A 25,813-nucleotide genomic window follows, 5' to 3' on the forward strand; every position below is an offset into this window, starting at 1 on the left:
CCGCCGTCTTCGCCGTGTTCCCCACGCACGTCATCGCGACCCGACCGTTCTCCGACCAGACACCGGGCACGTCGGGGCTCCGCAAGCGCACGTCGGTGTTCCAGCAACCGCACTACCTCGAAAACTTCGTGCAGGCGCTGCTCGATGAGGCAGCGCTGCCGGCGGGGAGCACGTTGGTGGTGGGAGGCGACGGGCGCTTCTTCAATCGCGAGGCGACCCACACGATCGTGCGCATGGCCGCTGCCAACGGCATCACGCACGTGGTGGTGGGACGGGGCGGCCTGCTCTCCACCCCTGCGGCCTCGCACCTCATCCGGCGGGGCGCAGCGGGCGGCATCATTCTGTCGGCGAGCCACAACCCCGGCGGGCCAGAGGGTGACTTCGGCGTCAAGTACAACGCCGCCAACGGGGGACCCGCGCCGGAGTCGTTCACGAATGCCGTGGCGGCGCGCGCGGCAGCGCTCGCGTCGTACCGCATCACCGATCTGCCGCCGTACACGCTCGACCTGATCGGGCGTCAGCAAGTCGGACACCTCACACTCGATGTGGTGGATCCGGTATCGGCGTATGCCGATCTCATGGCCTCGCTCTTCGACTTCGACGCGATCCGCGCGCTGTTCGCGAACGGCTTCCGCCTGCGCATGGACAGCATGCATGCCATCACGGGCCCGTACGCCGTGGAAATCCTCGAGCGTCGACTTGGCGCAGCATCTGGCACGGTGATCAATGCTGTGCCACTCCCGGACTTTGGCGGCGGACACCCGGATCCCAACCTCACCTACGCGCAGGAGTTGGTGGAGGAGATGTTCGGCCCCGATGCGCTCGATTTCGGCGCGGCGAGCGATGGTGACGGGGACCGTAACATGATCCTCGGCCGCCGTTTCTTCGTGACGCCGAGTGACAGCCTCGCGGTGCTGGCGGCGAATGCCACGCTGGTGCCGGGATACCGTAACGGCCTCGTGGGCGTGGCGCGCAGCATGCCCACCAGCGCTGCGGTCGATGCGGTGGCCTCGACGCTCGGCATCCCCTGCTTCGAAACGCCGACGGGTTGGAAGTTCTTCGGTAACCTGCTCGATGCAGGCCGCATCACGCTGTGTGGTGAAGAAAGCTTCGGCACGGGGAGCAACCACGTGCGAGAGAAGGACGGCCTCTGGGCGGTGCTCTTCTGGCTCAACGTGATCGCGGTGCGCAGGCAAAGCGTGGAGGAGATCGTGCGCGCGCACTGGGGGCGCTTCGGGCGCAACTACTACACGCGCTACGACTACGACGCGGTGCCTACCGAGGTGGCGAACGGGGTCATGGCGCATCTGCGCGCGCAGCTCGATGCGCTGCCGCAGCGGGCACTCGGCGGGCGCACGGTGCGCGCGGCCGACGACTTCGTGTACACGGATCCGATCGATGGCAGCACGAGCACGCGGCAGGGGATCCGCATTCTCTTCGAGGACGGCGCGCGCATCGTGTACCGGCTGTCGGGGACAGGGACAGAGGGCGCGACAATCCGCCTGTACATCGAGCGTCGTGAGACAGCGCCCGAGCGGCTCGATATGGAGACGGCCGATGCCTTGCGTGACCTGGTGGCAACGGCACTCTCGGTCGCGGAGATCGTCGAGCGGACGGGGCGCACGGCACCAACGGTCATGACCTGACGCGGGCCGCTCTGGCGGGTCCAACCGGCCTCACCGATATTCCGGTCGCGATTGACGAGCGCGTCAGTCCCCTTTGTTCGGCCGTTCCACGTCAGCCCGTTCAGGCACCGTATGTCCGTTACGCCTACCTGCATCATCACCGGCGCCTCGTCGGGCGTCGGCCTGTACGGCGCGCTCGCGCTGGCGAATCGGGGCTGGCACGTGATCATGGCGTGCCGTGATATGGCGAAGGCGCAGGCCGCCGCTGAGCGCCTTGGCATCGCGCCGGACCGGCGAACGATCTTGCATATCGATCTGGGCTCCCAGGCGAGCGTACATGCCTTCGTGGAGGCGTTCCGCGCCAGTGGCCGATCGCTGGACGCGCTGGTGTGCAACGCGGCCGTGTACCTGCCCCGCCTCACCGAACCCATGCGCTCGCCCGAGGGGTACGAGATCAGCGTGGCGACCAACCACTTCGGTCACTTCCTGCTCGCCAACCTGCTCCTCCCCGACCTCGAGCGCAGCACACACGCGTCGCGCCGGCTCATCATCCTCGGTACCGTCACGGCCAACTACGAGGAGTTCGGCGGAAAAATCCCCATTCCTGCCCCGGCTGATCTGGGCAACCTCGAGGGGCTCGAGGCGGGCTTCAAGGCACCGATCGGGATGCTCAACGGCAAGGCGTTCAAGCCCGGTAAGGCGTACAAGGACAGCAAGCTGTGCAACATGATCACGGGCCGTGAACTGCATCGTCGCTTTCACGAGCAGACGGGGATTGTGTTCAACACCCTGTACCCGGGATGCGTGGCCGACACGCCCCTCTTCCGCCACACGCCGCGCGCCTTCCAGGTGATCTTCCCCTGGTTCCAGAAGCACATCACCAAGGGGTATGTCACCCAGGCACTCGCCGGCGATCGCCTCGCGCAGGTCGTCGCCGATTCCCAGTTCGGTGAGCGCAGCGGAGTGCACTGGAGTTGGGGCAACCGCCAGAAGGCAGGGCGCGAGGCCTTCGCGCAGCAGCTGACCGCGAAGGCGCAGAGTCAGCAGCTGGGCGAGCGGCTGTGGGGCATGACGGCTCGGTGTGTGGGGCTGGGCTGAACCCGTAGCCCGCTTGCCCCCCGCCGTAGTTTGCGGCATGCGCTCCCTGACCCTGCGCGCCGGCCCCCACGCCCTCGCCATCCTGCGCGAACGTGGCCTGCGGGCCGACGACGTGGACATCATCCCCGGCGCCTCGGGCGGCGCCAAGTGGCTCGGCATTGCCGGGCTCGACCGCTACCTCTTCGGCACCTTCTTGCAGCCGACGCGACCGCTGCACGTCATTGGCAGCTCGATCGGTAGCTGGCGCATGGCCTGCCTCGCGCAGCGCGATCCCCTTGCCGCGCTGGCGCGCGGGCACGAGGCGTATATCCGGCACCAGGTGTACAGCAGGCACCCGGGCCCCAGCGAAGTGACGGCGGTACTCTCACGCTGCCTCGACCACCTCTTGGGGCCCACTGGGGCACAGGAGATCGTGCAGCATCCTACCGTCCGCGTGCACATCATTACCGCCGAAGCACGCGGTCCAGCGGCGAGCGACCAGCGATTCGTCCTGGCCACGGCCATGGCCTTCGCCGCCGCGGCCAATCTCGTCTCCCGCCGCACGCTCGCCCTGCAGCTCCGTCGCACGCTCTTCCACGCCTGCGGGAACGATTCGCCCTTTCTGCACCTCCGCGATCTCCCCACCGTACATCGCCCCCTCACCGCTCACAACGTGCGCGCCGCCCTGCTCGCGAGCGGCTCCATCCCGCTGCTGCTCGAAGGGGTCCGCATTCCCGACACGCCGGGGGTGCATTGGGATGGTGGCGTGACCGACTATCACCTCGATCTCGACTATGGCGAAGGCGACGGCCTGGTGCTCTTTCCGCACTTCTTCGATCAGATCGTCCCTGGATGGTTCGACAAGTCCCTCCCGTGGCGGCGTGCCGGCGCCCGCAACTTCTCGCGGACGCTGCTGATAGCCCCCAGCGCAGACTTCATCGCTCGCCTGCCCGGTGGAAAGATCCCCGACCGTCGGGACTTCTACACCCTTTCCGACCGCGAACGCTTTGCCCGCTGGGACCGCGTCAATCACCTCTCCAACGTGCTGGGCGAGGAGTTGCACGAATTGATCGAAACCGGCCGACTCGCGGACCACGTACGCCCGTGGTAGCGCAGGGTACGGCGACACGGCTCCCCGTTGCGCGGTTCCCCTGTCTAGCTTTCTCCTCAACGTAGCACGGATCCACCGGCTCCCTCCTGCCAGGCAGGCCATCAGGCGAGCCACCTCCAACCTCCTGCTCCCTCCCCGTGTCCACGAGCTTCCTGGCCCAGGTGAACGCCGCGTTCGATCGCGCCGCCGCTCACACGAAACACGACCGTACGCTCCTCGAGCAGATCCGCGCCTGCAACGCGGTCTACATGGTGAGCTTCCCCATTCGTCGCGACAACGGCTCCATCGAAGTCATTCAGGGATGGCGCGCCGAGCACTCGCAGCACAAGTCGCCCACCAAGGGCGGCATCCGGTACGCGCCCAATGTGAGTGCCGATGAAGTACAGGCGCTCGCCGCACTCATGACGTACAAGTGCGCCATCGTGGACGTCCCCTTCGGTGGTGCCAAAGGCGGCGTGAAGATCGATCGCCGTCAGTACTCCGAAGCGGAACTCGAGCGCATCACGCGCCGCTACACCTTCGAGCTGGTACGCAAGCGCTTCATCGGCCCCGGCATCGACGTGCCCGCCCCCGACTACGGCACCTCCTCCAAGGAGATGGCGTGGATCGCCGATACGTACGCGTCGCTCGCCAACGGGGAGCTCGATGCGATCGCCTGCGTGACCGCCAAGCCGCTCGCCCAGGGTGGCATTCGCGGCCGGACCGAGGCCACCGGGCGCGGCGTGTTCTACGGGCTGCGCGAAGCGTGCGACGACGGCGAGGCCATGAAGCAGCTCGGTCTGACGCGCGGTCTCGAGGGCAAGCGCGTGATCGTGCAGGGCCTTGGCAACGTGGGCTATTGGGCCGCGCGCTTCCTGCACGAAGCTGGCGCAGTCATTGTGGCCATCGCCGAGTACAATGGCGCCGTGGCCAGCGACAAGGGGCTCGACATCGTAGCCCTCGACGCATGGCGGAAGGAGCGCGGCACGCTGCTGGGTTTTCCCGGCGCGACCGACATCCCCGACGCGATCTCGGCGCTCGAACTGCCCTGCGATATCCTCGTCCCCGCCGCCCTCGAGCATCAGCTCACCGCCGCCAACGCGCCGCGCATTCAGGCGAAGATCATCGCCGAGGCTGCCAATGGTCCCACCACGCCCGAGGCGGAAGCGATCTTCGCCGAGCGCGGCGTGCTCGTGCTGCCCGACGTCTGGCTCAATGCCGGCGGCGTGATTGTCTCGTACTTCGAGTGGCTGAAGAATCTCTCGCACGTGCGTTTCGGTCGTATGCAGAAGCGCCACGAGGAGGAGACGCTGCGCAAGCTACTGCGTGCGATCGAAAGCAAGACGGGGCAGTCGTTCACCGACGCCGAAGCGCTGTCGCTGACCGAGGGCGCCGATGAAGAAGATCTGGTGGCGTCGGGGCTCGCCGAGTCGATGATCGTGGCGTACCGCCAGCTGGCCGAGGTGCATCGGGGCATCGGGGACAAGACGGTCACGTTGCGCACGGCCTCCATGGTCAACGCGATCAACAAGGTGGCACAGTCGTACGTGGACATGGGGATCTTCCCGTGAGGCATTCGGGGCTGGTGCTGGTGGGGCTGGTTGCCGCGACGTCGGTGGCAGCCCCGGTGGCCACGGCCCAGTCGGCGTCACCGGCGCTCACCCTCGACGCGGTGGCGCAGAATGGGGCCATCACCGGAAGCACGCCCTCCGCGCTGACCTGGTCGCCCGACAGTCGCACCCTGGCCTTCGCGTGGGACAGCACCGGGGGTGGCGGCTCACGGGACCTGTGGCTGGTGAGCGCCGACACGCGCACGCGTCGAGCATGGTCGCTTGGCGGGGCGCGCACGCAGGCGGTGCGGGAGATCGCGTGGCGTTCCGATAGCCGTGCACTGTACCTGCTCCGCGGGGATGCGCTGGTGCAGGTTGGCCTCCCCACCACGGCGTCCGCGGTGCCCGTGATCGACACGATTGCCGTCGTGGGTGCCGACGCGCAGGAACTCGCGCTGGCTCCCACCGGAGATCGCGCAGCCTATCTGCGCAACGGCGACGTGTGGATCGTGTCGCTCGCCGGTAGCGCGACAGTGCCGCGGCAACTCACGATGGTGAGCGTACCGTCCATCGCGTCGGTGCCGCTTGGCACCTATGCGCGTCTCGATCGGGAGATCGGGTCGGGCACATGGGGCACCGCGGCGCCGTCGTTCGCCTGGTCGCCGGACGGTCGCTCCCTCGCGGTTCATCTCGTCGATCGCCGCGCCGTGCGCACCGTGGCGTTTCCGTACTACCTCGGCAAGGACACGCAGCTCAACATGCTGCGGCGCTCGTACCCGGGCGATCCCAACGAGTCACGACAGGTTGCGCTGGTCGACGCGGAGAGCGGCGCGCTCACCGCGCTGCCCTTCGACGATCCGACGGCGGTGCAGATCCTCAACTTCGCGTGGTCGCCGCAGGGTGTCCTGATGGTGGATCGCGAAGCCGACGATGCCACGCGCCGTTGGGTGCACGTGGTGGAGCGGGGCGGGACACCGCGACTGGTCTATCAGGACCGCCGCGACACGCGCATCTACACGGAGCATGGCTCCGCGTGGTCGCACGATGGTCGCTCGCTGCTGCTCACCACCGACCGCGACGATCGCTATCGCGTGTATGCGGTGTCACTCACCGACACCACGCCGGTCGCGCTGACGCCAGCAACAAGCGACGTGCAGGGGGAGGCGATCGCACTGCCCAACGGTGGCGTGGCGTGGCTGTCGTCGGCACCGGTGGTGGCCGAGCGGCAACTCTGGCGCATGGGGCGCGATGGACGCGCGCAGCAGGTCACGCGGACGGCCGGCACGCACCGGGTGTTCGTATCGCCCGACGCACGAACTGTGGCCAGTCTCGTGAGCGACGACGTGACGCCGCCGCATCTGGTCATGGTGCCGATGCAGGGGGGCGCCGAGCAGGTCGTCACCACCCCGGGCGGACCGTCGCTGCGCAGTGCGGCGCTCATGCGCCCGCAGTACGTACGCCTCGCGGGCGCGGGGGGTGTGGCGGGTGCCGACTCACTGCACGCGAAGGTGTGGCTCCCCGAGGCCGCGACGCGTGGCGCGCGGGTACCGGTAATCTTCGGTCCCGTGTACTCCAACACGGTCCGCAACCGCTGGGGTGGTACCTACGCGCTGCTGCAGCAACTGCTCGTTCGGCGTGGCTATGCCGTGGTGCAGGTGGACGTGCGCGGCAGCACCGGCTACGGCCGTGCCTTCCGCGAAGCGTTTCTCTTTGAGTGGGGCGGGCGGGACCTCGACGACCTCGAGGCCACCAAGCGGTGGCTTGGCGGTCAGTCCTGGGCCGATACGTCGCGCACCGGAATCTTCGGGTCGTCCTACGGTGGACTCATCACGGTGTATGCGTTGCTAAAGCGTCCCGGTCTGTTCAAGGCCGGCGTGGCGGGCGCCTCGGCGACCGACCCGCGCTTCTACGGCAGCGACGACGTCGCCATCACGCGCCGTCCGCAGTCGCACCCGGAGGCATTCACGCGTGGGGCGCTGCAGTACGCGGGCGGGCTGCGTGATCACCTCATGCTGATTCACGGGCTGATGGACGACGTGGTGCCCTTCAAGACCACCGCCGACCTCGCCGAAGCACTCATGCGCGAGGGGAAGGATTTCGATCTCGTGATCGCACCCTCGGCAACGCACGGTTGGACCTCACGGCCGCAGCACGCCCGATACCTCTTGGGTAAGCTGGTGCAGCACTTCGAGCGCCATCTGCGCGGCGGACCCTGACCACCTGCTCGCGCATCGCCGTTTCCGTGAGCGGACCAGCGAGCGTGGTCATGTTGTCGGGTCGTCATCGTTATCTTCTGCAGCCTGATGCCCGTCTCTCCCGCGCTCGCCCGCTATCTCGCCTTTCGGCGCACCCTCCCGCCGCACCCACCGCTCGTGCACCGGACCGTGCGCGCCCGCGGCCTCGACTTCGCCGTCTATACGACGCCGGCCAAGCCCTCGACCCCGCCGCTGCTCTGCATCAACGGCGGTCTGCTCTTCGACCACAAACTGCTCTGGCCCGCGCTCGCTCCGCTCGCGCAGCAGCGTCAGCTGATCTTCTACGATCAGCGCGGCCGCGGACTGAGCGCCGCCCCTCCCGGTATAGCCGCCAGCCGCATCGAGTTCGACGCCGGTGATGTGCCCGCCCTCCGCGAGGCCCTCGGGGTACAGCAATGGGATGTGCTTGGCCACTCCTGGGGCGGTGGTATCGCGATGCTTTCGACGGCGCTCGACACCGCGCAGTCACCGCACGCCGTCCGGCGCCTCGTGCTGGTCAATGCCGTCGGCGTCACGAGCGACTGGCTACCGCTGCTGCATGACGCGGGCCTCGCTCGCCTCGCCGGCGACGCCCGCGCGCGACTAGCCGCGCACACCGTGGAGCGCCTCGCCACCCCCGATCTCGCCGTACACGCCGCATACGCGCAGGCGTACTTCCCCGCGTGGTTTGCCGACCGGGCCTTTGCGGACAGCGTAAATCCACTCCGTGGCGATAGCGTGACCGGTGCGCACGTGGTGGCCCGGCTGCGGCGGGACGGCTACGACTGGATCGATCAGCTGCGTGACTTGCCGGTGCCCACGCTCGTCGTGCATGGAGCGGCAGATGTCCTGCCGCTGTCGGAGGCTGAGCGCACCGCGCAGTTACTGGCGCGCGCGCGGCTTGTCCCCATTCCCGAGGCCGGGCACAACCCCTTCTGGGAAGCCCCCGACGCGTTCTTTGCCGCGGTGCACGCCTTCCTCGCGGAGGAGGCACCGACTTTCTGAGTCGTGCCCGTGACGCTCGCCGAAACACTGCTCGCAAGTTGTGTGGTGGGACTCGCCTGCTTCATCGGTGGGCACACGGCGAGCGCTGCCACCAAAAGCGCGGCTGACCGCGCCGCCGACCGTGCCGCCGACCGTGCCGCCGACCGCGCGCACGACGGCCATGGGGAAGCGCGCCGCGTGCCGGGCAGCAACCGGTCCGAGAGCCGTGGCCATGATGTCGAGGATGTGCGCCGCCGCCTCGCGCGTGGGGCCAGTGGCACCTACCTGGCCGAGTTGCTCGCCGCACACGACTCGGCCATCGCCCGGTGGCCCGACCGCATCACACGACCGCTGCGCATCTTCGTGGGCGACGCCATTGCACTGGACGGGTGGAACCCAGAGTACGCCACGGCCGTGCGCGATGCCTTCGAGACCTGGACGCAGGCGGGCATTCCCGTCCACTTCACCGTCGTGCACGACCCGGCGACCGCCGACATTTTCGTGCACTTCGTCGAGCACCTTGCGAACGGCATCAGCGGCAAGACGGTGTGGAGCCGCGATGGCAATCACTGGCTGCTCTCCGGTGACATCCAGCTGGCCGTGGCTCACCCGAGCGGCGGCACCCTGACCGCGCCGCAGATGCGAGCGATTGCCTTGCACGAAGTAGGACACCTGCTGGGACTCGATCACACGGCGAACGCGGACAACATCATGTCGGCACGCGTGCGGGTACGTGACCTGAGCGACGTCGACAAGGCGACGGTGCGTCTCGTGTACGCCGTGCCGGCAGGGTCGGTGAAACGCGAGCCGGCAGGAGACCGCCGGCTGTGGCGCTACCGGAGCTCGAGCACCAGCACCCGGCTCGCCGACCCGCGCCCCTGAACCGTCAATCGGGCCGTCTCACGCGAGGTGGCGAGTGCGCGCCGCAGCGCCGACACGTCGCGCACCGCCCCCCCATTCACGGCCCGCACCACATCACCGGCTTTGAGGCCGGCGCCGGCAGCGGGCGTGCCCGCTGGCACACGCAGCACCAGGACCCCGGGCTCGAGACCCAGACTTTGCGCGAACTCCATGTCCATGGTGGCGAACTGCGCCCCTGCGAGCACGGCCACGCCATTGGGACTCAGCATCTGCAGCGACAGCGGCAGCGGCGCCGATCGCTCGGGGGTCCCGCGCAGCATGAGGGGCACGGGGGCGGCGCTTCGCTCGTCGCGGCGCGCCTCCACCTGCACCGGCACCTCGCGCGGCTTGCCGGCGCGGCGCACGCGCACCTTCACTGTGCTGCCGGCGGTGACAAGCTCCGCGTAATTCACCGCCACCTGCATGACGTCGCGCCCGTTGTATGCCACCAGCGTATCCCCGGCCGACAGTCCGGCCCGCGCCGCCGGGGAGCCCACGTCGACCGTTTCGACGAGCGGGTACTCGCAATGGTTCGTCATCACGCCATCGGGGGTGACGATGCGAATCTGCGCGCCACTCAGCGACAGTCCCATATAGCCCGACGGGGCCACCAGAGCACCGGGGAGTGCGGCCTCCGCCTCACCGGCGAACGCCGCCACCTGCGGCTGCAGCGCACGGATGATGCGATTCACCTGGGGCGCCATGACCACGAACGTGCTATCGAGCGCCCGGCGCACCACGGGCGCGCCGCCGCGCATCATCGCCTCCAGGTCGATCGTCTCCGGACCGTTCCCGCTATCCACGGTAACGAACATGCGTCGACCGGTCACCGGCGGGGCATAGGCGGGGGCGCGCTCCATCCGCTCGGCGCTCTCGTCGCGCGCGAAGCGCAGCACCACCTGCATGAGTGAATCCATACCGCGCTGCACCTGGGCAATACGCTGCAGCTGGTCGCGCTCGAGCTGTTGGCGCTGCTCGAGCGTGAGTGCCGCGCTCTCCAACTGACGCTTGAGTCGCAGCAGCGCCAGCCCCTCGGGAGCGTGCACCAGCGGCGACGGTGACGATTCGAGTTCAGTACAGACGTTGCCCGTCGCTCCCGCACCAGGCGCGACCCGCTTGATCGCGATGCGCGAGCGGCTGTTCACCGGTGTCTGCGCCTCGAGTGCGCCGGCCAGAAGCCCTGTGACCGCCAGCCCGGTCCGCACCGCCAGCGACGCCCGCAGCACCATTGTGTGCGGCTGGCACGCCGTGCCTCCGGTATTCCTCATGCCAAGCATCGGTCAGTACCGTTCGATGACCTTGTCCACCGGCAGGGCGCTGCTGAGCGCCTGCAACGTGGCCTCGCGCGCGCTGTACGCGGCGAGATAGTAGTGGTTGAGCAGCGGATCCTGGGGCGCGTCACGCAGCGCCACTCGCGACGCTTCCATCATCTGATCGAGCGCCGCAAGGCGTGCGCGGAACACCTCCGGATCGCGCTGCGTGGTGTCGTTCGACGCCAACCAGAGGGCAGCGCGCTCGTATTCCCGCTGCGCGCCGTTGAGCGCGACCGTGGCCTGCTCCACACTGGCGTACGCGTTATCGGCAAAGGGTCGTGCCTCGATTGCCCCCGGCGCCATCGGCGCGCGCCGCGCACCGACGCCCGTCACGGCGATTGCGGTTCCGGGGGCGGCGTTGCCTGTGCCCCGCCCCAGCACCGCCCCGCCGCAGACCAGCAGCAGCGCGGCCGCCGCCTGACGCCACCGCGCGGTCACCATGCGGCGCGGGGCCACCGAGACAGGCGCGAGTCCGCCGGACCGCGCACCAGGCGGCGCCGGGGCCACCGGTCCAGGCATCGCGACGGACGCAGGGGTGAGCGCTGCCTCGCGCTGGCGCACACCAGCGAGAATGACGTCGAACTCGACCAACCGCGGCGTTTCCGGCCGTGGCGGCTGCCCCCCAAGCGCACCAGCCATGGCGACGAGCGCGGTCACGGCCTCGTACTCCGCCCGGCAGGCGGCGCAGGCCGCCAGATGCGCGAGCTCACCAACGGACAAGGGACGGTCGTCGAACGCCGCCAGCCGTTCGGCGGAGAGATGCGGGCTACTGGGCTGCATAGGTTCCACCATAGGACTCACCGTATCCGTCTGCGTAATGCTGTGCCGCGCCGTCGTTGCCACGCCGCTGGTCCACCAGCGGCGCCAAGAGCCGGCGCAGCTTCGCCCGCGCCTTGAACAGCTGCGACTTGGAGCCGCCCGAGGTGATCCCCAACTCGGCGGCAATTTCCTCGTGCGTGTACCCCTCGACGTCATGCAACAGGAAGACCGTGCGGGCGCCGGGGCTGAGCTGCTGTACCGCCTCATCGATGCTCTGCGCCAGCATACGGCGCTCGGCGTCCTGCTCCACCAAGGCGGTGTCGTCCTCGATCACCGTCTCTGCCGCCGTCCGCCGCTTCACGCCGCGCAGCGTGTTGAGGGTGCGGTTGATCGCCACCCGGTGGATCCACGTGCTGAACTTCGCGTCCCCCCGCCACGACGGGAGAGCGCGAAAAATCTGGATCCAGACCTCCTGCGCAATGTCCTGTGCGAGGTCGGGATCGCCGGCGAGGCGGCGGACGACCGCATCCACGTGCGGCGCGTGCTGATTCCACAGCAGCCGCATGGCGCGCTCGTCCCCCTCAATCGCCCGTCGAACGATGGCAGCGTCGGTTTCCATGGGGTTCGTGAAATCTGACACGGACGGACGGGAGATGGTTGCCTAGGGGTGTACCCGCCAGCTGTTCGTCGTGTCGCCATGTCACACGTCCCCGTTGCCTCGGACCGATTCACCCGTCGGGGTATTGACGAGCATTGCCTTGCGCCTTAGATGCCCTTGAGGCACACGGGGTTCGTCACAATGCTGGCATCGCGCGCCGCCTTGCGACTCCCCTGGGAAACCCTACGCCCGGATCGTTCTGGTGCTCCTGCTCACCGCGCTCGCCATTGCCGTTGCCGACGTGACACGCGTCGCGCTCCCAGCCGGCGGCGGCCTCCCAGAACGGGAGCCCGCGGCGGTGGGTATGTCGGCCGAGCGCCTAGCCACGATCGATCGAGTCGTCCAGCGCGGCGTGGAGGCTGGGGGGTACCCCGGCGGGTCCGTCGTCGTGGGCCGCAAGGGCTACGCGGTCTGGTCGCGCGGCTTCGGCACGCTCGACTGGACCCGCAAGGCGCGAGTGAGCGCCCAGGAGAGCATTTACGACCTGGCGTCGCTCACCAAGGTGGTGGCCACGACCACCGCCATCATGGTGTTGTACGATCAGGGGAAGTTGGAGCTCGAGGCCCCGGTGTCGCGCTACCTGCCGGCGTTCAGCGGTGGGCTGCGTGACCGGGTCACGGTGCACCACCTGCTCACCCACCGCGCCGGCCTCTCCGCCGGGCGCGAGCTGTGGCGCGTGACCGATTCCCCCGACGAAGCGCGCGCCGCCGTGCTGGCCTCACCCATCAACTGCACGCCGGGCGTCTGCTACGAATACTCCGATCTTGGCGCCGACCTGCTTGGTTTCATCGCCGAGGCGATAAGCGGGCAGTCGCTCGAGACGCTCCTGCAGAAGACGGTCTTCCAGAAGCTCGGCATGACCGACACACGGTTCCGCGTGACCGATCACGACGTGGTACGTACCGCCCCCACCGAGATCGCGCCGCCGCGCGGCTATCCGCTGCGGGGCGAAGTGCACGACGAGAATGCGTTTGCGCTGGGCGGCATTGCGGGTCACGCAGGGCTGTTCAGCACCGCCGCCGACCTCTCGGTGTTCGCACAGATGCTCCTCGATGGCGGCGTGTACAAGGGGGTGCGCGTGATCTCCGACAGCACCGTGCAGCTCTTCACTCGCCGGGCAGCCGGACACCGCGCTCTTGGCTGGGACACCTGCGCTGGCGGCGCCGGCTGCGGGCAGTTCATGTCGGAACGCGCCTTCGGACACACCGGGTTCACTGGGACGTCGCTGTGGATCGACCCCGACCGGCAGATGTTCGTCGTGCTGCTCACCAATCGCGTGCACGCCGCCCGCGCGCGTCGGCCCAGCAAGGTCATCGCCGACGTGCGCAACGATCTGGCCGACGCGGCGGTGCTGGCCGTGATGGACGACCCAGACGGGGTGCGCGCGATGCCGGTCAGCTTCCGCGCCGACCTGGCCCAGGACTGGAACCGGCCACTGCGCTCCCGCCGCGCCACCAGCGCCGCCGCCCGCCGCAAGGCCGCTGCGGCCAAGCGTGCCGCCGCCAAACGCGCCGCCGCCAAACGCTCGGCCGCCGCGCGGGCTGGGGCGAAGAAGGGCCCGTCGAGCAAGGCGAAGGCGTCGAAGTCGTCCAAGGCCAGCAAGGCGTCAAGGAGCTCGACCAAGCGCACGGCCAAAAGCACGACCAAGAAGACGTCCGCGCCCAAGGCATCGTCCAAGAACGCCACCGCGAAGAAGCCCGCAGCCAAGAAGCCGGCAACCAAGAAGAAGGCCGCCAGCAAATAGCACGTCCGACATGACCGCGCAGCAATCCCGAACCGGAACCAAGGGATTGCGCGGGGCGCTATAGTACGACATGGACCCCTTCATGGACGAAGTCATGAGCGATCAGCCTGAATCGCTGACCGACGCGGCCGCCGAGCAGAGCCCGGAAGGCCCGTCGGCGGACGGTGCCATCTCGGCGGATCAGGCCAAGTTGGCCCTACGCCGCGTAAAGGATCCCGAGCTGAACCTCAACATCGTGGACCTCGGCCTTGTCTACGACATCGTCGTGGACGGCTCGTCGGTTCGGGTGGACATGAGCTTGACCTCCCCCGGATGCCCATCCGGCCCAGAGATCATGGGGGAGGCAGAGCAGCAGTTGCGGACGGTACCTGGCGTGACCGACGTGGTCATGAACCTCGTCTGGTCGCCACCCTGGACCCCCGAGCGGATTGAGCCGCGGGTGCGGGCATATATGGGCTTCTGAACGGCAACCGCGTCGGGTGACGCGAGGCCGAGAGCCGGTAGGAACGGGAACGACCCGGAGCGCAGAGCGCCCCGGGTCGTTTGTTGTGCGTTCCCTGCTGCTCCGCTACCCCGCTTACGCCATGGTCGTATCGCGCGTAAAGACCGCCGCGCGACGATCGGCGCGCTCCGCACGCGCGAGGCGAAGGAGCGTGGCGCCCACCGGCACCAACAGCAACGCGCCCCCCCAGAGGAACAGGTCGGCACCATTGGCGACCATGGTGGTCTCCTCGGTGAGACGGATGGCGATGAAGTCGGCCACGCCGCGAGGGCCGGCGACGATGCTCAACAGGTTGCCGCAGGCGCCGCCGCTCACGAGACCAAGGGCCGTGGTGGCGCGCGAGTCGATCGCCGCGATGGAGCGCACCACGCCCAGCACCAGAAGAAGCGCCACCACCGTGACCACAACGCTGATGAGCCACGTGTAGGGACCGTTCGACACGCCGCCGGCTGCGCCGGTGTTCCACACAAGTGTGAACCAGAAACGGTCGCTGAGCGGGTACAGTCCCCACTCTCCCAATGAACGAACCGCCACCCACTTCGTGGCGAGGTCCACGAGACACACGGCGAGCGTGATGCCCAGATACCGACTGATCACGGGGGCGTTCCGCATCTGCGCGCTCAGGACGGCCGGGAGGGAGAGTCTCATCGCGTGGCGACCGGAGAAAGACTGACGTCGGGTCACCACGGCCTGTGGCACCTCATGTGCCGTCCGTTCATCTGGGGGCAAAACACCGACCGCGACCGATCCGCTCCACGCAAGTCTCTGCCATGACGGCACTTAGTAGGACCCAATTACATGAAGATTTTTTCATGTTCACGGGGAGCCGTCGAGCGTTCACGCCAGCGCGGGTTATGCCTCGACAGCGTCGTGGTGCGCACGCCACAACCGCACTCGGGGGCGGCCATGGGCGGTCACACCTCTCATCCCGGCTTGTACGGCGAGTCGTCCTTGAAGCGCGCCAGCGCCTTCACGAAATCGACGCCCAGTACTTCGACCTGCCACTGACGCAGTTCGGGGATGCCGCTGAAATCATCCACATGCCGTGGCTTCCGGCGCGCCACCGCTTCCATGCGATCACGTGAGCAGAGGACGCCCGGGTCGAGATCGAGCTTCGTCGCCACCACATCACGCACGCCTTTGAGCTTGGCGACGCGATCGTCGAAGTCGGGATCCTTATCCCAGCGCGCGCTCTTGGGGAATCGCGGCAACTCCGAATCGGGAACGGCATTGCCCCGCAACACTGCGGCGAGCGCCTCGGCGGCGCGCGCGTCATTCATGCCGCGCGGGAAGCCCTTCACGGCGAACAGCGCCTCGCGTGATGTGGGCGCCACACGCGCGAGATCGAGCAGCACTTCGTTGCCCGCCACACGGAAGGTAGCACGATCGAGCTCCGCCGCGATGGTGTCGCGCCATCGCACCAGTTCGCGCAGCCGCGCGAGTTCGCGACGCGTCAGATCGCGCGCGCCCTTCAGTCGGAGAAAGGCCTGATCCTCACCGTCGTTCTCCCACCGCGTGCCCTCGGCGCGAGTGAACTCCTCCTTGGCCCAGTGCCAACGCCCCATCTGCTCGAGCTCACGATGCAGACGATCACGCAGCCCAAGCAGGTGGCGTGTGTCTTGCGCCGCGTAATCGAGCATGTCGGCAGTGAGCGGGCGCATGCTCCAGTCGGCGCGCTGATGCTTCTTGTCGAGCTTCAGACCGAAGTACCGTTCCAGCAGGGCCGCGAGACCGAATGCCCGAATGCCGAGCAGCTGCGCGGCCACGCGCGTGTCGAATAGGTGTGTGACGCGCCAGCCATAGTCCTGATGCAGCAGGCGCAGATCGTAGTCCGCGTCGTGCAACACCACTTCGATGTCTGGGTGTTCGAGGAGCGCGCCGAGTTTCTCGGGCGTACCAATCGGAAGCGGGTCGATGACCGCTTCGTGATGCAGCGTGGACATCTGCAGCAGATAGATGCGGTCCACGAAGCGATGAAAGCTCGCGCCTTCGGTGTCGAGCGCGATAGCGCGCACGCCGGTCAGACCGGACAGAAAGCGATCAACGGCATCTGCCGTGTCGAGATAGAGTGGAGCTGGCGATGGCATGGCTCCCTGTAAGCTATACTGAACGGTAGTTTCGAGACCATGACCACCGACAATGAGACTTTGCCGCCTGCCCCCTTGCCCCCGGAGCGTCGCGGGTGGCGGACCGCCGACCTGGCCCGGGCGGCCGTTGCCGTCCTCGCGGTCTGGTTCGGCCTCCAGCTGCTCTGGTCGGTCCGCTCGTTGGTTATCCTGGTCTTTCTGGCCACCCTTTTCGGACTGGCCGTGGCACGCGGGGTCGACTACCTCGCGCGCTACCGGATCCGTCGGGGAATCGCTTCGGCACTGATCGTCCTGAGCACGCTCGGGGGGATCGGCGGGGTACTGGCCTGGACCGCCCCCACCCTCATCGAGCAGGGGCGACAGCTGCAGCGGGAATTCCCCGCCGCCATTGCCAAGGTACAGAGCTGGATCGACAGCAAGCGCGGCGGGCTGATCGAGTCGCTCATCTCGTCGGCAACCGGTACCACCGCCACCGCTGACTCGGCGCTCGCCCCCGCCCCCGCCCCCGCCCCCGGGCAACCGGCGACCGACGTGACGGGCGCCGCGGCCGGCCGCCGCCCCTCTGCGGCCGACTCGGGACTCCCCCCCCGCGCCCCGCGCCAGGAATCGGCGACTGAGGCGCTCAAGCGCAGGCTGAGCGAGGGGATCGGTAGCGCCTCCACGTACCTCTTTTCCTTCGTGTCCAACACACTGGCGGCCATCACCGCCCTTGTGCTGCTGATCTTCCTCGCCATGTACATTGCCGCGGAACCCGATGTGTATCGCGGGTGGATTCTGGCGATGGTCCCCGCCGCCTCGCGCGCGCAGGCGCGCATCGTGCTCGCCGAGATCGCCAAAGTGCTCCGCAAGTGGCTGGTCACGCAGCTCATCGCGATGCTCGTGATCGGCAGTGTGTCATTCACCGTGCTCATGCTGCTCGGTGTGAAGGCCGCCTTCGCCCTCGGCTTCATTGCGGGATTGCTGGAATTCATTCCCACGGTGGGGCCGCTGCTGAGCGCCATCCCCGCCGTGCTCATGGGCTTCGTGGATTCGCCCGAGAAGGCGCTCGCCGTGGCGATCGCCTACTGGGGTATTCAGTTCCTCGAAAACAACCTGCTGATCCCGTATCTGATGCGGGGCGAGATGGATCTCCCGCCGGCGATCACGCTGGTGGCGCAAACGCTCATGACGCTCGTTTTCGGCTTCCTCGGTCTGATGATCGCGGTGCCGTTCACGGCCGCACTGCTGGTGCCGCTGCGCATGATGGCCGAGCGGGAAAATGCCCGGGAGCGGACGATGGCGAAGAACCACCCGGCACGGAGGGATCTCATGCGAGCCGACGTGCGTCCCGAGCTGGTGATGAGTGAGGCGGGCCGCGGGCCCGACGCGGACACGGGGGCGGCGTGATCGCGCAGGGGGCGGGCTTCCAGATCGGCTACGACGATCAGGGAGACGGGCAGCCGATCGTGTTGCTGCACGGCTTCCCGCACGACCGTACCCTGTGGGCGGCGCAGCGGGTGGCGCTCGCCCCGCAGGCGCGCTGCATCGTGCCCGACCTCCGCGGCTTCGGCCAGTCATCGAGTCACGGGCCGTACAGCATGGACCAGTATGCCGATGACGTGGTGGCGTTGTTGGACTGGCTGCAGATCGCGCGCGCGGTGGTATGCGGGCTCTCGATGGGCGGCTACATCGCCATGGCACTCTGGCGGCGCCACCCTGATCGGGTCCGGGCGTTCGTGTTCTGCGACACGCGGGCTGGCGCGGACAGCGAGGAGACGAAGCAGCGTCGCGACGAGTTGATCGCGTTGGTGAAGCGCGACGGCACCCGCGCCATCGCCGACGCGCAGATCATTGGCATGGTGGGGTCGGCCACGCGCGAGCATCGCCCGGAGGTGGTCGCCGCACTGCGAGCCATGATGGGGCGTCAGTCGGCGGCCGGCATCAGTGGTGCGTTGCACGCCCTGCGGGACCGGCCGGACTCACGCGGAACGCTGCAAACGATTAGCGTTCCCACACTCGTATTGGTGGGAGAGGACGACGTGCTGACGCCCATCAAGGAGGCGCGCGTGATCGCCGAGGCGTTGCCTCCGGCGGCGCGCGCGCGCCTCGAGATCATCGCGGGAGCGGGGCACGTGCCCTGTCTCGAGCGCCCCGCCGCGACGACTCACGCCCTTTCCGACTTTCTCGCCACGCTGGGATGACCACGAACGCCGCCGAGCCCACCCTGTCCGAAGCTGAACGCAGCACCGCCGCCCGCATCGGGCAGGTGCTCTTCAAGAACCGCGGGTGGCTCCCGGTCCCCTTTCTCGCGGTGCCGCTGCTGTCTGCTGGGACGCAGACGCAGACCACGTGGATCGTGGGGCTGCTGATCGTGGCGATCGGCGAGATGATCCGCACGGCCGGCGTGGCCGCTGCAGGAACGGTCACGCGTCGCCGTTCGCGCGACGTGCAGCGCCTGGTCACCTACGGCGCCTTTGCGTGGTGCCGCAACCCGCTGTACGTGGGCAACTTCCTCGCGTGGATCGGCTTCACGGTGGTGAGCGGCGTGTTCTGGTTCATTCCCGTGGCGATCCTGGTCTTCGCGATCGAGTACACGCTGATCGTGCGCTACGAGGAGGGCGTACTCGAATCGATCTTCGGCCAGGAGTACTTGGACTACAAGACTCGCACGCCTCGCTGGTTCGGCCGTCCGCCTGCGGGATCCACCGAAGGGCCGCACGACTGGAAGGAAGCCCTGTGGAGTGAGCGCTCGACGATCCTGCAGTACGTGGCGCTGATCGGGGCGTTCTGGTACAAGGGTACCCTGTGAACTGATCGGGGGCGTGAGATCGGATGCCCCTCGGGGGTCGGTGCGCCGACGGCTGACCCCTCAACGAAAAGGCCGGAGCGCGTGCGCTCCGGCCTTTTGCACCCCCCGGTTAGCGGGTGGGGCGTCCCGGCGGATTCGGTCCGCCGAAGACTTCGCGGTTCTTGCCGATGAAGCTCTTGAGCTGCACGGGCACGTCTTCCTCGGGGAAGATCGCGGTCACCGGGCACTCCGGCTCGCACGCGCCGCAGTCGATGCACTCGTCGGGCTGGATGTACAGCTGGTCCGCGCCCTCGTAGATGCAATCAACGGGGCAGACGTCCACGCACGACTTGTCCTTGACGGAAATACAGGCTTCAGTGATGACGTAGGGCATGTGACGAAGCTCGGGTCTGACCGACCGGAATGGGTGTGGCAGTTGAAACGGGAAGATACACCAGAGCGAACGGCGGACAAGGCGGAATCGTGCCGAATGCTACTTGCGCCACGGGGGCACGTCGCCGCGCTTGAGGTCAGGGTTTTCACGGAAGATGGTGCAGGTCCGCCCGATCACCTGCACCACCTCTGCCCCCATCTGCTCCGCCACGGCATTGGCGGCCTCCTTGGCGGAGAGCTCGCCGGCCTTCGCGACCTGGATTTTCACCAGCTCTTTGGTGCGCAGGACATCGTCGAGCGACTGCAACAGGGAGGGCGTGAGCCCGGCATGTCCGATGTGAACCTGTACGTCGAGATGGTGTGCCTCGGAGCGCAGCGCTGCGCGCTCCTTGCCGGTCATGCTCATGGACGAACCCCGTCGGTGGCGAAGAACGAATACGGATTGATAGGGGGACCGTCCCACCACGCGCGGCCGCGCCCCCGCTTCATCACCTGAAAGTGCAGGTGCGGGGTATCGGGTGGTGCATTCCCCGTCGTTCCAACGTAGCCGATCACGGAGCCCTTGGCGACTCGGTCCCCCACCGCGAGTCCGCGTCGATAGCGCTCGAGGTGCGCGTAGTAGTACACGAACCGTTCCTCGGCGTCGTAGGCGTAGATGACGATGCCGCCCACCGGCCCCTCGAGCAGGCGGCCAATCACGTGATCGGTGGTGGCCAGGACCGGCGTGGAGCGCGGCGCGACGATATCGAGCGCGCCGTGGATTCTCCCACCCTCCCGTCGGGCGGTGTAGTTGTCGCGCAACGCACGGCGCGGGTACCCGTCGACGGGGACCATGAGCTGACGCTGCCAGAGCAGGGCCAGATCATCGTCGGTTACGGCGTCGCTGCGCGGGCCGGCATGTTCGGGAACCGGACCGAGGTCGCGGCGGAGGTCGCTCGGCGCCCGCTCGGGAAGCGCCGCGATGGTCGACGCACCACGGGAGCAGGCTGACACGAGGAGCGCCATGCCAACCGCCGCCAGCAGGCGGGGCGCGCTAGTGCGCACTCACTCCCTGACCACGTCCGGGCGGACGTACGGCTCGAGGAAGCGCAGCAGATCCTCCACGCTGCGCACCCCCGTCTTGAGCGCGTCGAGCTCCTTGGCGCGCGGCAGACGCGCACCGACCCGGTCGGCGATCACCAGCACGGCATCTTCGAGGTCGAGATCGACCAGGCCGTACACCCGCCGCAGATCGTCGGAGGGGCTGACGTGAACGTGTGGCTGCTGGGTGCCATGCCGTTCGGCCAGATAGCCGTACACGTGCGCCAGCAGCAGCTCCGGATAGCGACCGCGTAGCGCGTCGCGGAACCGCGACAGCCCATCGCGCTCGATGGACCGTCGGTTCATCCGCGACGCCCGCACAAGGGCGACGACCCCCAGCAACAGCACGATGCCTGCGACGGCGACGGACAGACGCACCACCTGGACCCCCCGTGCGGGAAAGACCTGCGAGCGGGTGACCGGGCCCCACCCTCTGCCAAGGACTGTCAGCCCGGCCCAAGGTACACGACGAGGGCCGACCGCGAAACAGGGGGCGATTCCGTCGTGTCCGGTTTGCCCACGGCACCGCTCAGCTCGCCACCAGCCACCAGGGACGGCATCAATTCGTCAACGCTTTCGTTGACGAACGTGAAAGCCGAACTATATTCTCGGTCATGGAGGATGTCGTTGGCGCACTGGGAGGGTTTCGTGGGGTTCGGGCCGATTTGCTGGTGGCGCTCAAGAAGGCGCAACCGCTCACCGCGTCCGAGCTCGGCGAGCAGTTCGGCCTCACCGCCAATGCCCTTCGTCGCCATTTGAAGGCGCTCGAGGAGGACGGACTGGTTCGCTTCCAGCGCACCGTGCGCGGGGTGGGTGCCCCAGTCTATGCCTTCTCGCTCACCCCGGCGGGCGAAGCGCTGTTCCCGCGCTCCTACGTCCAAGTCCTGGCCACCGCGCTCGAAGCATTGCGGGCCCAGACGGGCGATCAGGCGGTGGAAGCGGTGCTCGAGGCAGAATGGCGGCGGCTCGGTGACGAGGCGGCCCCGGTGCTGGAGGCCTTGCCGCTCGAGGAGCGGGTGCCACTGGTGGCGGAGCTGCTGAGTGCCAAGGGCTACATGGCGGAAACGGTGCGCCTCGAGCGTCCGGTTGGGCAGGACGCGGGACGACCCGCGGAGCAGGCGGGGGCGGAGGCAACTCCCCTCCTTACCCTGCGCATTCACAACTGTGCCGTCCGCGAAATCGCCGAACGATTTCCGCAGGCCTGCGCAGTCGAGGAAAAGTTCGTGGAACGGCTGCTGGGTGTTCCGCTCGTGCGCCATGCGCATCGGCTGGACGGCTGCGGCCACTGTGAATACGGCGTTTCAGGTCACCTTTCGACGGTGAAACAGGAGCAGGCATGAGTTCGACCATCGAGCAGCTGGTCAATCGCGAGTACCAGTACGGCTTCACCACCGACGTGGAGACGGAAACGCTGCCCCCCGGGCTGACCGAGGAGACGGTCCGTTTCATCTCGGCCAAGAAGCAGGAGCCCGAGTGGCTCCTCGCGTGGCGCCTCAAGGCGTTCCGCCGCTGGCAGACGATGACGGAGCCGCACTGGCCCAACGTGACCTACGCGCCCATCGACTATCAGGCGGCGAGCTACTGGAGCGCGCCGAAGTCGGTGAAGCCGCTCGGCTCACTCGACGAAGTCGATCCGGCGCTGCTCGAGACGTACAACAAGCTCGGGATCTCGCTCACGGAACAGAAGCGACTCGCCGGCGTGGCCGTCGACGCCGTGTTCGACTCCGTCTCGGTCGGCACGACGTACAAGGAAGAACTCGCGAAGCACGGCGTAATCTTCATGTCCTTCGGAGAAGCCGTGCGCGAGTATCCCGAGCTGATCCAGAAGTATCTCGGCTCGGTGGTCCCGTATAGCGACAACTTCTTCGCCGCGCTCAACAGCGCCGTCTTCTCCGACGGCTCGTTCTGCTACATCCCCAAAGGCGTGCGCTGCCCCATGGAACTCTCCACGTACTTCCGTATCAATGCAGCGGAAACGGGGCAATTCGAGCGCACGCTGATCGTGGCCGACGAGGGATCGTACGTGAGCTACCTGGAAGGGTGCACCGCGCCGAAGCGCGACACCAACCAGCTGCACGCGGCCGTGGTGGAGATCGTGGCGCTCGACAACGCCACGGTGAAGTACAGCACCGTGCAGAACTGGTACGCCGGCGATGAACACGGCGTGGGCGGCATCTACAACTTCGTCACCAAGCGCGGCAAGGCGATGACGAACGCGAAGATCTCGTGGACGCAGGTCGAGACCGGGTCGGCGATCACCTGGAAGTACCCCAGCGTGATCCTGCAGGGCGACAACAGCGTGGGCGAGTTCTACTCGGTGGCCGTGGCCAGCAAGAAGCAGCAGGCCGACACCGGCACCAAGATGATCCACATCGGCCGCAATACGAAGAGCACGATCGTCTCGAAGGGCATCAGCGCCATGCAGGGGCAGAACAGCTACCGCGGCAAGGTGCAGATCCTCCCCAAGGCCGAGGGCGCGCGCAACTACACGCAGTGCGACTCGATGCTGGTGGGCAACGCCTGCGGCGCGCACACCTTCCCGTACGTGGAGGTGGGCAACAACAGCGCCACGCTCGAGCACGAGGCCTCGACGAGCAAGATCGGTGAAGACCAGATCTTCTATCTCAAGGCGCGTGGCCTCGACGCCGAGCAGGCGGTGTCGATGATCGTGAGCGGCTTCTGCAAGGAAGTGTTCAAGGAGCTGCCCATGGAGTTCGCGCTGGAAGCGCAGCAGTTGCTTGGCATTACGCTCGAGGGGTCGGTGGGGTAGGCATCCCTCGGACCGCACGGAGTTTTCAGTCTTCAGTAAAGGGTTTCAGTCGCCAGTGCACTGAACACTGAAACCTTCTACTGAGAACTCACCACTTGTTGGCCATACACCTCTCTTCGTTTACCCATATGCTGCAGATCAAGGACCTCCACGCCGCCATCGACGGCAAGCCGATTCTCAAGGGGATTTCGCTCACCGTCAACGCCGGTGAAGTGCACGCCGTCATGGGCCCCAACGGCTCGGGCAAGAGCACGCTGGCGCAGGTGCTCGCCGGCCACCCGGCGTACGAGATCACCGGTGGTGAGGTGATCTACAACGGCGAAAACCTGCTCGAAATGGACGCCGAGGTCCGCGCGCAGCATGGCGTGTTCCTCGCCTTCCAGTATCCCGTGGAAATCCCGGGCGTGACCAACGCGTACTTCCTGCGTGCCGCCTACAACGAGATCCGCAAGGCGAAGGGGCTCGAGGAAGTCGATCCCATGGAGTTCCTCGATCTTGTCGAAGAGAAGCTCAAGCTGGTCGACATGGATGCCTCCATGATGCATCGCTCGGTCAACGCCGGCTTCTCGGGCGGCGAGAAGAAGCGCAATGAGATCCTCCAGATGGCGGTACTGCAGCCGATGCTGTCGATCCTTGACGAGACGGATTCCGGCCTCGACATCGACGCGCTCCGCATCGTGGCCGAGGGCGTGAATGCGCTCAAGCGCCCCGACAACGCAGCGATCGTGGTGACGCACTACCAGCGCCTCCTCAACTACATCGTGCCCGACTACGTGCACGTGCTGGCCGGCGGCCGCATCATCAAGAGCGGCGACAAGTCGCTGGCGCTCGAGCTCGAGAATCGCGGCTACGACTGGGTGCTGGAGACGGTGGCGTGACCACGGGACTGCGTTTCGCCGAGCAGGCGGTGGAGGCCGCGGTGGCCGACGCTCCCGGCTCCCTCAAGGCACTGCGTGCCGCGGGCAGCACGGCGTTCCAGACGCTGGGCTTCCCCACCACGCGCAACGAAGACTGGCATTACACCAGCGTGTCGGCCATCGCGTCGGCGCAGTACGCGCCCGCGATCGCCAAGCCGGTGAGCACCCTCGACCCGGCGGCGCTCGAGCCGTACACCTTCGGTGGCACCTGGCCGCTGATGGTGTTCCTCAATGGCCGCTTTGCCCCGGCGCTGTCCACGATCGAGACGCTCCCGGCGGGGATCCGCGTATTCGACATGGCCACGGCCGTGGCGCAGGCGCCGGACCTGCTTGGCAAGTACGTGGGCACCGCGGCGCCGGCCGACCGTGACGGCTTCACCGCGCTCAACGCCGCGTTTGCCGGCGAGGGCACGCTCATTCACGTGGCCAAGGAGATGGTGATCGAGCATCCCATCCACCTGCTGCACGTGACGGACGCCAACGGCGCGGGGCTCATGAGCCATCCGCGTCACGTGATGGTGGTGGAGCGTCATGCCAAGGCCAGTGTGGTGGAGAGCTACGTGAGCCTCGCCGACGTGCCCTACTTCACGAATGCCGTCGTGGAGGCATTCGTGGAAGATGGCGCCACGTTGCAGGTCATCCGCATCCAGCGCGAGGCACGCTCGGCGCACCACATCGGGACCGTGGAAGCCCGCCAGGGGCGCGACAGCCACTTCCTCACCTTCACCTTCCAGACCGGCGGCGCCCTCTCGCGCAGCAATGTGTACACGGTGCTGGACGGCGAGGGGTGCGGCTGCACGATCAACGGGCTGTACATGCTGGACGGTGAACAGCACGCCGATCACCAGACGCGCGTGGAGCACGTAAAGGAGAACTGCTTCAGCCGTGAGGCCTACAAGGGGCTCATCGACGACAGCGCGCACGGGGTGTTCAACGGCAAGGTGTACGTCCACCCCGAGGCGCAGAAGACCGACGGCAAGCAGACCAACCACACGCTGCTGCTGTCCGACAAGGCGCAGATCGACACCAAACCCCAGCTCGAAATCTTCGCCGACGACGTGAAGTGCACGCACGGCGCGACGGTGGGGCGGATCGATGAGACGAGCCTGTTCTATCTCAAGAGCCGCGGCGTGGGCAAGGTGCTCGCCAAGCAGCTGCTCATGTACGCCTTTGCGGCCGATGTGCTGGAAACCCTCGACAACCCCGTCATCGTGGAGGCGCTCGAGAAGCTGACCGTCGAGCGCTTCACGGGCAGCTCGGCACACTGAGACACGCTCAACCCGCAACCCGCCACCCGAAACTCCCCGCGGTTCACGAGGAGTTTCGGGTATCGGGTACCGGGTTTCGAGTCATACGCACGGAC

Annotated in this window: 25 protein-coding genes; 16 read left to right on the forward strand and 9 right to left on the reverse strand. The window is 67.5% G+C overall.

The features are described from left to right. Positions 1-14: 14 nt before the first annotated feature. The 7 genes from ACIQ51_RS01695 to ACIQ51_RS01725 all read left to right on the forward strand — a co-directional run bounded on the left by ACIQ51_RS01695 (position 15) and on the right by ACIQ51_RS01725 (position 9,442). Positions 15-1,646 carry an alpha-D-glucose phosphate-specific phosphoglucomutase gene (locus ACIQ51_RS01695; protein WP_396203266.1) on the forward strand — a complete coding sequence of 544 codons (1,632 nt, stop codon included), beginning with the start codon at positions 15-17 and terminating at the stop codon, positions 1,644-1,646. A 111-nt stretch (positions 1,647-1,757) separates the two neighbouring features. Further along, positions 1,758-2,723, forward strand: coding sequence for a protochlorophyllide reductase (locus ACIQ51_RS01700; RefSeq protein ID WP_396203267.1), 966 nt, complete (start codon positions 1,758-1,760; stop codon positions 2,721-2,723). Positions 2,724-2,760: 37 nt separating this feature from the next. After that, complete coding sequence (locus tag ACIQ51_RS01705) at positions 2,761-3,813, forward strand: patatin-like phospholipase family protein (RefSeq protein WP_396203268.1); 1,053 nt, start codon at positions 2,761-2,763, stop codon at positions 3,811-3,813. 137 nt (positions 3,814-3,950) lie between these two features. After that, entirely contained in the window at positions 3,951-5,363 is a 1,413-nt protein-coding gene (locus ACIQ51_RS01710; protein ID WP_396203269.1) for a Glu/Leu/Phe/Val dehydrogenase, read from the forward strand. Beyond that, on the forward strand, positions 5,360-7,558 hold the full coding sequence (locus tag ACIQ51_RS01715) for a prolyl oligopeptidase family serine peptidase (protein WP_396203270.1): 2,199 nt from the start codon (positions 5,360-5,362) through the stop codon (positions 7,556-7,558). Before ACIQ51_RS01710 ends, ACIQ51_RS01715 begins: the two co-directional genes overlap by 4 nt. Positions 7,559-7,645: 87 nt before the next feature. Next, on the forward strand, positions 7,646-8,581 hold the full coding sequence (locus tag ACIQ51_RS01720; RefSeq protein ID WP_396203271.1) for an alpha/beta fold hydrolase: 936 nt from the start codon (positions 7,646-7,648) through the stop codon (positions 8,579-8,581). 9 nt (positions 8,582-8,590) lie between these two features. After that, on the forward strand, positions 8,591-9,442 hold the full coding sequence (locus tag ACIQ51_RS01725) for a matrixin family metalloprotease (RefSeq protein WP_396203272.1): 852 nt from the start codon (positions 8,591-8,593) through the stop codon (positions 9,440-9,442). Here ACIQ51_RS01725 and ACIQ51_RS01730 read toward each other — a convergent pair. The 3 genes from ACIQ51_RS01730 to ACIQ51_RS01740 are packed head-to-tail and all read right to left on the reverse strand — an operon-like array spanning position 9,394 to position 12,172. Then, positions 9,394-10,728 (reverse strand): PDZ domain-containing protein, encoded by a 1,335-nt coding sequence (locus ACIQ51_RS01730; RefSeq protein ID WP_396203273.1) that lies wholly within the window; start codon positions 10,726-10,728, stop codon positions 9,394-9,396. The two genes, ACIQ51_RS01725 and ACIQ51_RS01730, sit on opposite strands and share 49 nt — an antisense overlap. 12 nt (positions 10,729-10,740) lie before the next feature. Further along, the gene (locus tag ACIQ51_RS01735) at positions 10,741-11,553 is read right to left on the reverse strand and encodes a hypothetical protein (RefSeq protein ID WP_396203274.1); all 813 of its coding nucleotides are present in this window, start codon (positions 11,551-11,553) and stop codon (positions 10,741-10,743) included. Beyond that, positions 11,540-12,172: an RNA polymerase sigma factor gene (locus ACIQ51_RS01740; protein WP_396203275.1), complete on the reverse strand. Its 633-nt coding sequence runs from the start codon at positions 12,170-12,172 to the stop codon at positions 11,540-11,542. Before ACIQ51_RS01740 ends, ACIQ51_RS01735 begins: the two co-directional genes overlap by 14 nt. 220 nt (positions 12,173-12,392) lie before the next feature. Here ACIQ51_RS01740 and ACIQ51_RS01745 point away from each other — a divergent pair, with 220 nt between their 5' ends. After that, on the forward strand, positions 12,393-13,934 hold the full coding sequence (locus ACIQ51_RS01745) for a serine hydrolase domain-containing protein (RefSeq protein WP_396203276.1): 1,542 nt from the start codon (positions 12,393-12,395) through the stop codon (positions 13,932-13,934). Positions 13,935-14,004: 70 nt separating this feature from the next. Further along, on the forward strand, positions 14,005-14,397 hold the full coding sequence (locus tag ACIQ51_RS01750) for a metal-sulfur cluster assembly factor (protein WP_396203277.1): 393 nt from the start codon (positions 14,005-14,007) through the stop codon (positions 14,395-14,397). Positions 14,398-14,511: 114 nt separating this feature from the next. Here ACIQ51_RS01750 and ACIQ51_RS01755 read toward each other — a convergent pair whose 3' ends face one another. Together ACIQ51_RS01755 and ACIQ51_RS01760 are read right to left on the reverse strand one after the other, a co-directional pair. Then, entirely contained in the window at positions 14,512-15,084 is a 573-nt protein-coding gene (locus tag ACIQ51_RS01755) for a signal peptidase II (protein ID WP_396203278.1), read from the reverse strand. 275 nt (positions 15,085-15,359) lie between these two features. Next, positions 15,360-16,523, reverse strand: coding sequence for a ribonuclease D (locus tag ACIQ51_RS01760; protein ID WP_396203279.1), 1,164 nt, complete (start codon positions 16,521-16,523; stop codon positions 15,360-15,362). 39 nt (positions 16,524-16,562) lie between these two features. Between ACIQ51_RS01760 and ACIQ51_RS01765 the strand changes: the two genes are divergently transcribed. The 3 genes from ACIQ51_RS01765 to ACIQ51_RS01775 are packed head-to-tail and all read left to right on the forward strand — an operon-like array spanning position 16,563 to position 19,311. Continuing rightward, a complete protein-coding gene (locus tag ACIQ51_RS01765; protein WP_396203280.1) occupies positions 16,563-17,909 on the forward strand; it encodes an AI-2E family transporter in 1,347 nt (448 codons plus the stop codon). Continuing rightward, positions 17,906-18,703: an alpha/beta fold hydrolase gene (locus ACIQ51_RS01770; protein WP_396203281.1), complete on the forward strand. Its 798-nt coding sequence runs from the start codon at positions 17,906-17,908 to the stop codon at positions 18,701-18,703. The genes ACIQ51_RS01765 and ACIQ51_RS01770 overlap by 4 nt, the downstream gene beginning before the upstream one ends. Further along, positions 18,700-19,311 carry a methyltransferase family protein gene (locus tag ACIQ51_RS01775; RefSeq protein WP_396203282.1) on the forward strand — a complete coding sequence of 204 codons (612 nt, stop codon included), beginning with the start codon at positions 18,700-18,702 and terminating at the stop codon, positions 19,309-19,311. The genes ACIQ51_RS01770 and ACIQ51_RS01775 overlap by 4 nt, the downstream gene beginning before the upstream one ends. A 109-nt stretch (positions 19,312-19,420) precedes the next feature. Here the strand turns inward: ACIQ51_RS01775 and ACIQ51_RS01780 are convergent, their stop codons facing one another. The 4 genes from ACIQ51_RS01780 to ACIQ51_RS01795 form a co-directional block, all read right to left on the reverse strand. Beyond that, entirely contained in the window at positions 19,421-19,684 is a 264-nt protein-coding gene (locus tag ACIQ51_RS01780) for an indolepyruvate ferredoxin oxidoreductase subunit alpha (protein WP_396203283.1), read from the reverse strand. Positions 19,685-19,783: 99 nt separating this feature from the next. After that, positions 19,784-20,089, reverse strand: coding sequence for a YhbY family RNA-binding protein (locus ACIQ51_RS01785; protein ID WP_396203284.1), 306 nt, complete (start codon positions 20,087-20,089; stop codon positions 19,784-19,786). Beyond that, positions 20,086-20,727: a M23 family metallopeptidase gene (locus ACIQ51_RS01790; protein ID WP_396203285.1), complete on the reverse strand. Its 642-nt coding sequence runs from the start codon at positions 20,725-20,727 to the stop codon at positions 20,086-20,088. Before ACIQ51_RS01790 ends, ACIQ51_RS01785 begins: the two co-directional genes overlap by 4 nt. Further along, complete coding sequence (locus tag ACIQ51_RS01795; protein ID WP_396203286.1) at positions 20,728-21,144, reverse strand: hypothetical protein; 417 nt, start codon at positions 21,142-21,144, stop codon at positions 20,728-20,730. Positions 21,145-21,377: 233 nt separating this feature from the next. Between ACIQ51_RS01795 and ACIQ51_RS01800 the strand changes: the two genes are divergently transcribed. From ACIQ51_RS01800 to sufD, 4 genes are all read left to right on the forward strand, one after another. Further along, positions 21,378-22,103, forward strand: coding sequence for a helix-turn-helix transcriptional regulator (locus ACIQ51_RS01800; RefSeq protein ID WP_396203287.1), 726 nt, complete (start codon positions 21,378-21,380; stop codon positions 22,101-22,103). Continuing rightward, on the forward strand, positions 22,100-23,533 hold the full coding sequence (gene sufB, locus ACIQ51_RS01805) for a Fe-S cluster assembly protein SufB (RefSeq protein ID WP_396203288.1): 1,434 nt from the start codon (positions 22,100-22,102) through the stop codon (positions 23,531-23,533). The genes ACIQ51_RS01800 and sufB overlap by 4 nt, the downstream gene beginning before the upstream one ends. A gap of 128 nt (positions 23,534-23,661) precedes the next feature. Further along, positions 23,662-24,411 (forward strand): Fe-S cluster assembly ATPase SufC, encoded by a 750-nt coding sequence (gene sufC / locus ACIQ51_RS01810; protein WP_396203289.1) that lies wholly within the window; start codon positions 23,662-23,664, stop codon positions 24,409-24,411. Further along, entirely contained in the window at positions 24,408-25,718 is a 1,311-nt protein-coding gene (sufD, locus tag ACIQ51_RS01815; protein WP_396203290.1) for a Fe-S cluster assembly protein SufD, read from the forward strand. The genes sufC and sufD overlap by 4 nt, the downstream gene beginning before the upstream one ends. Positions 25,719-25,813 lie beyond the last annotated feature (95 nt).

The sequence above is a fragment of the Gemmatimonas sp. genome (assembly GCF_044344655.1).
Classification (GTDB): domain Bacteria; phylum Gemmatimonadota; class Gemmatimonadetes; order Gemmatimonadales; family Gemmatimonadaceae; genus Gemmatimonas.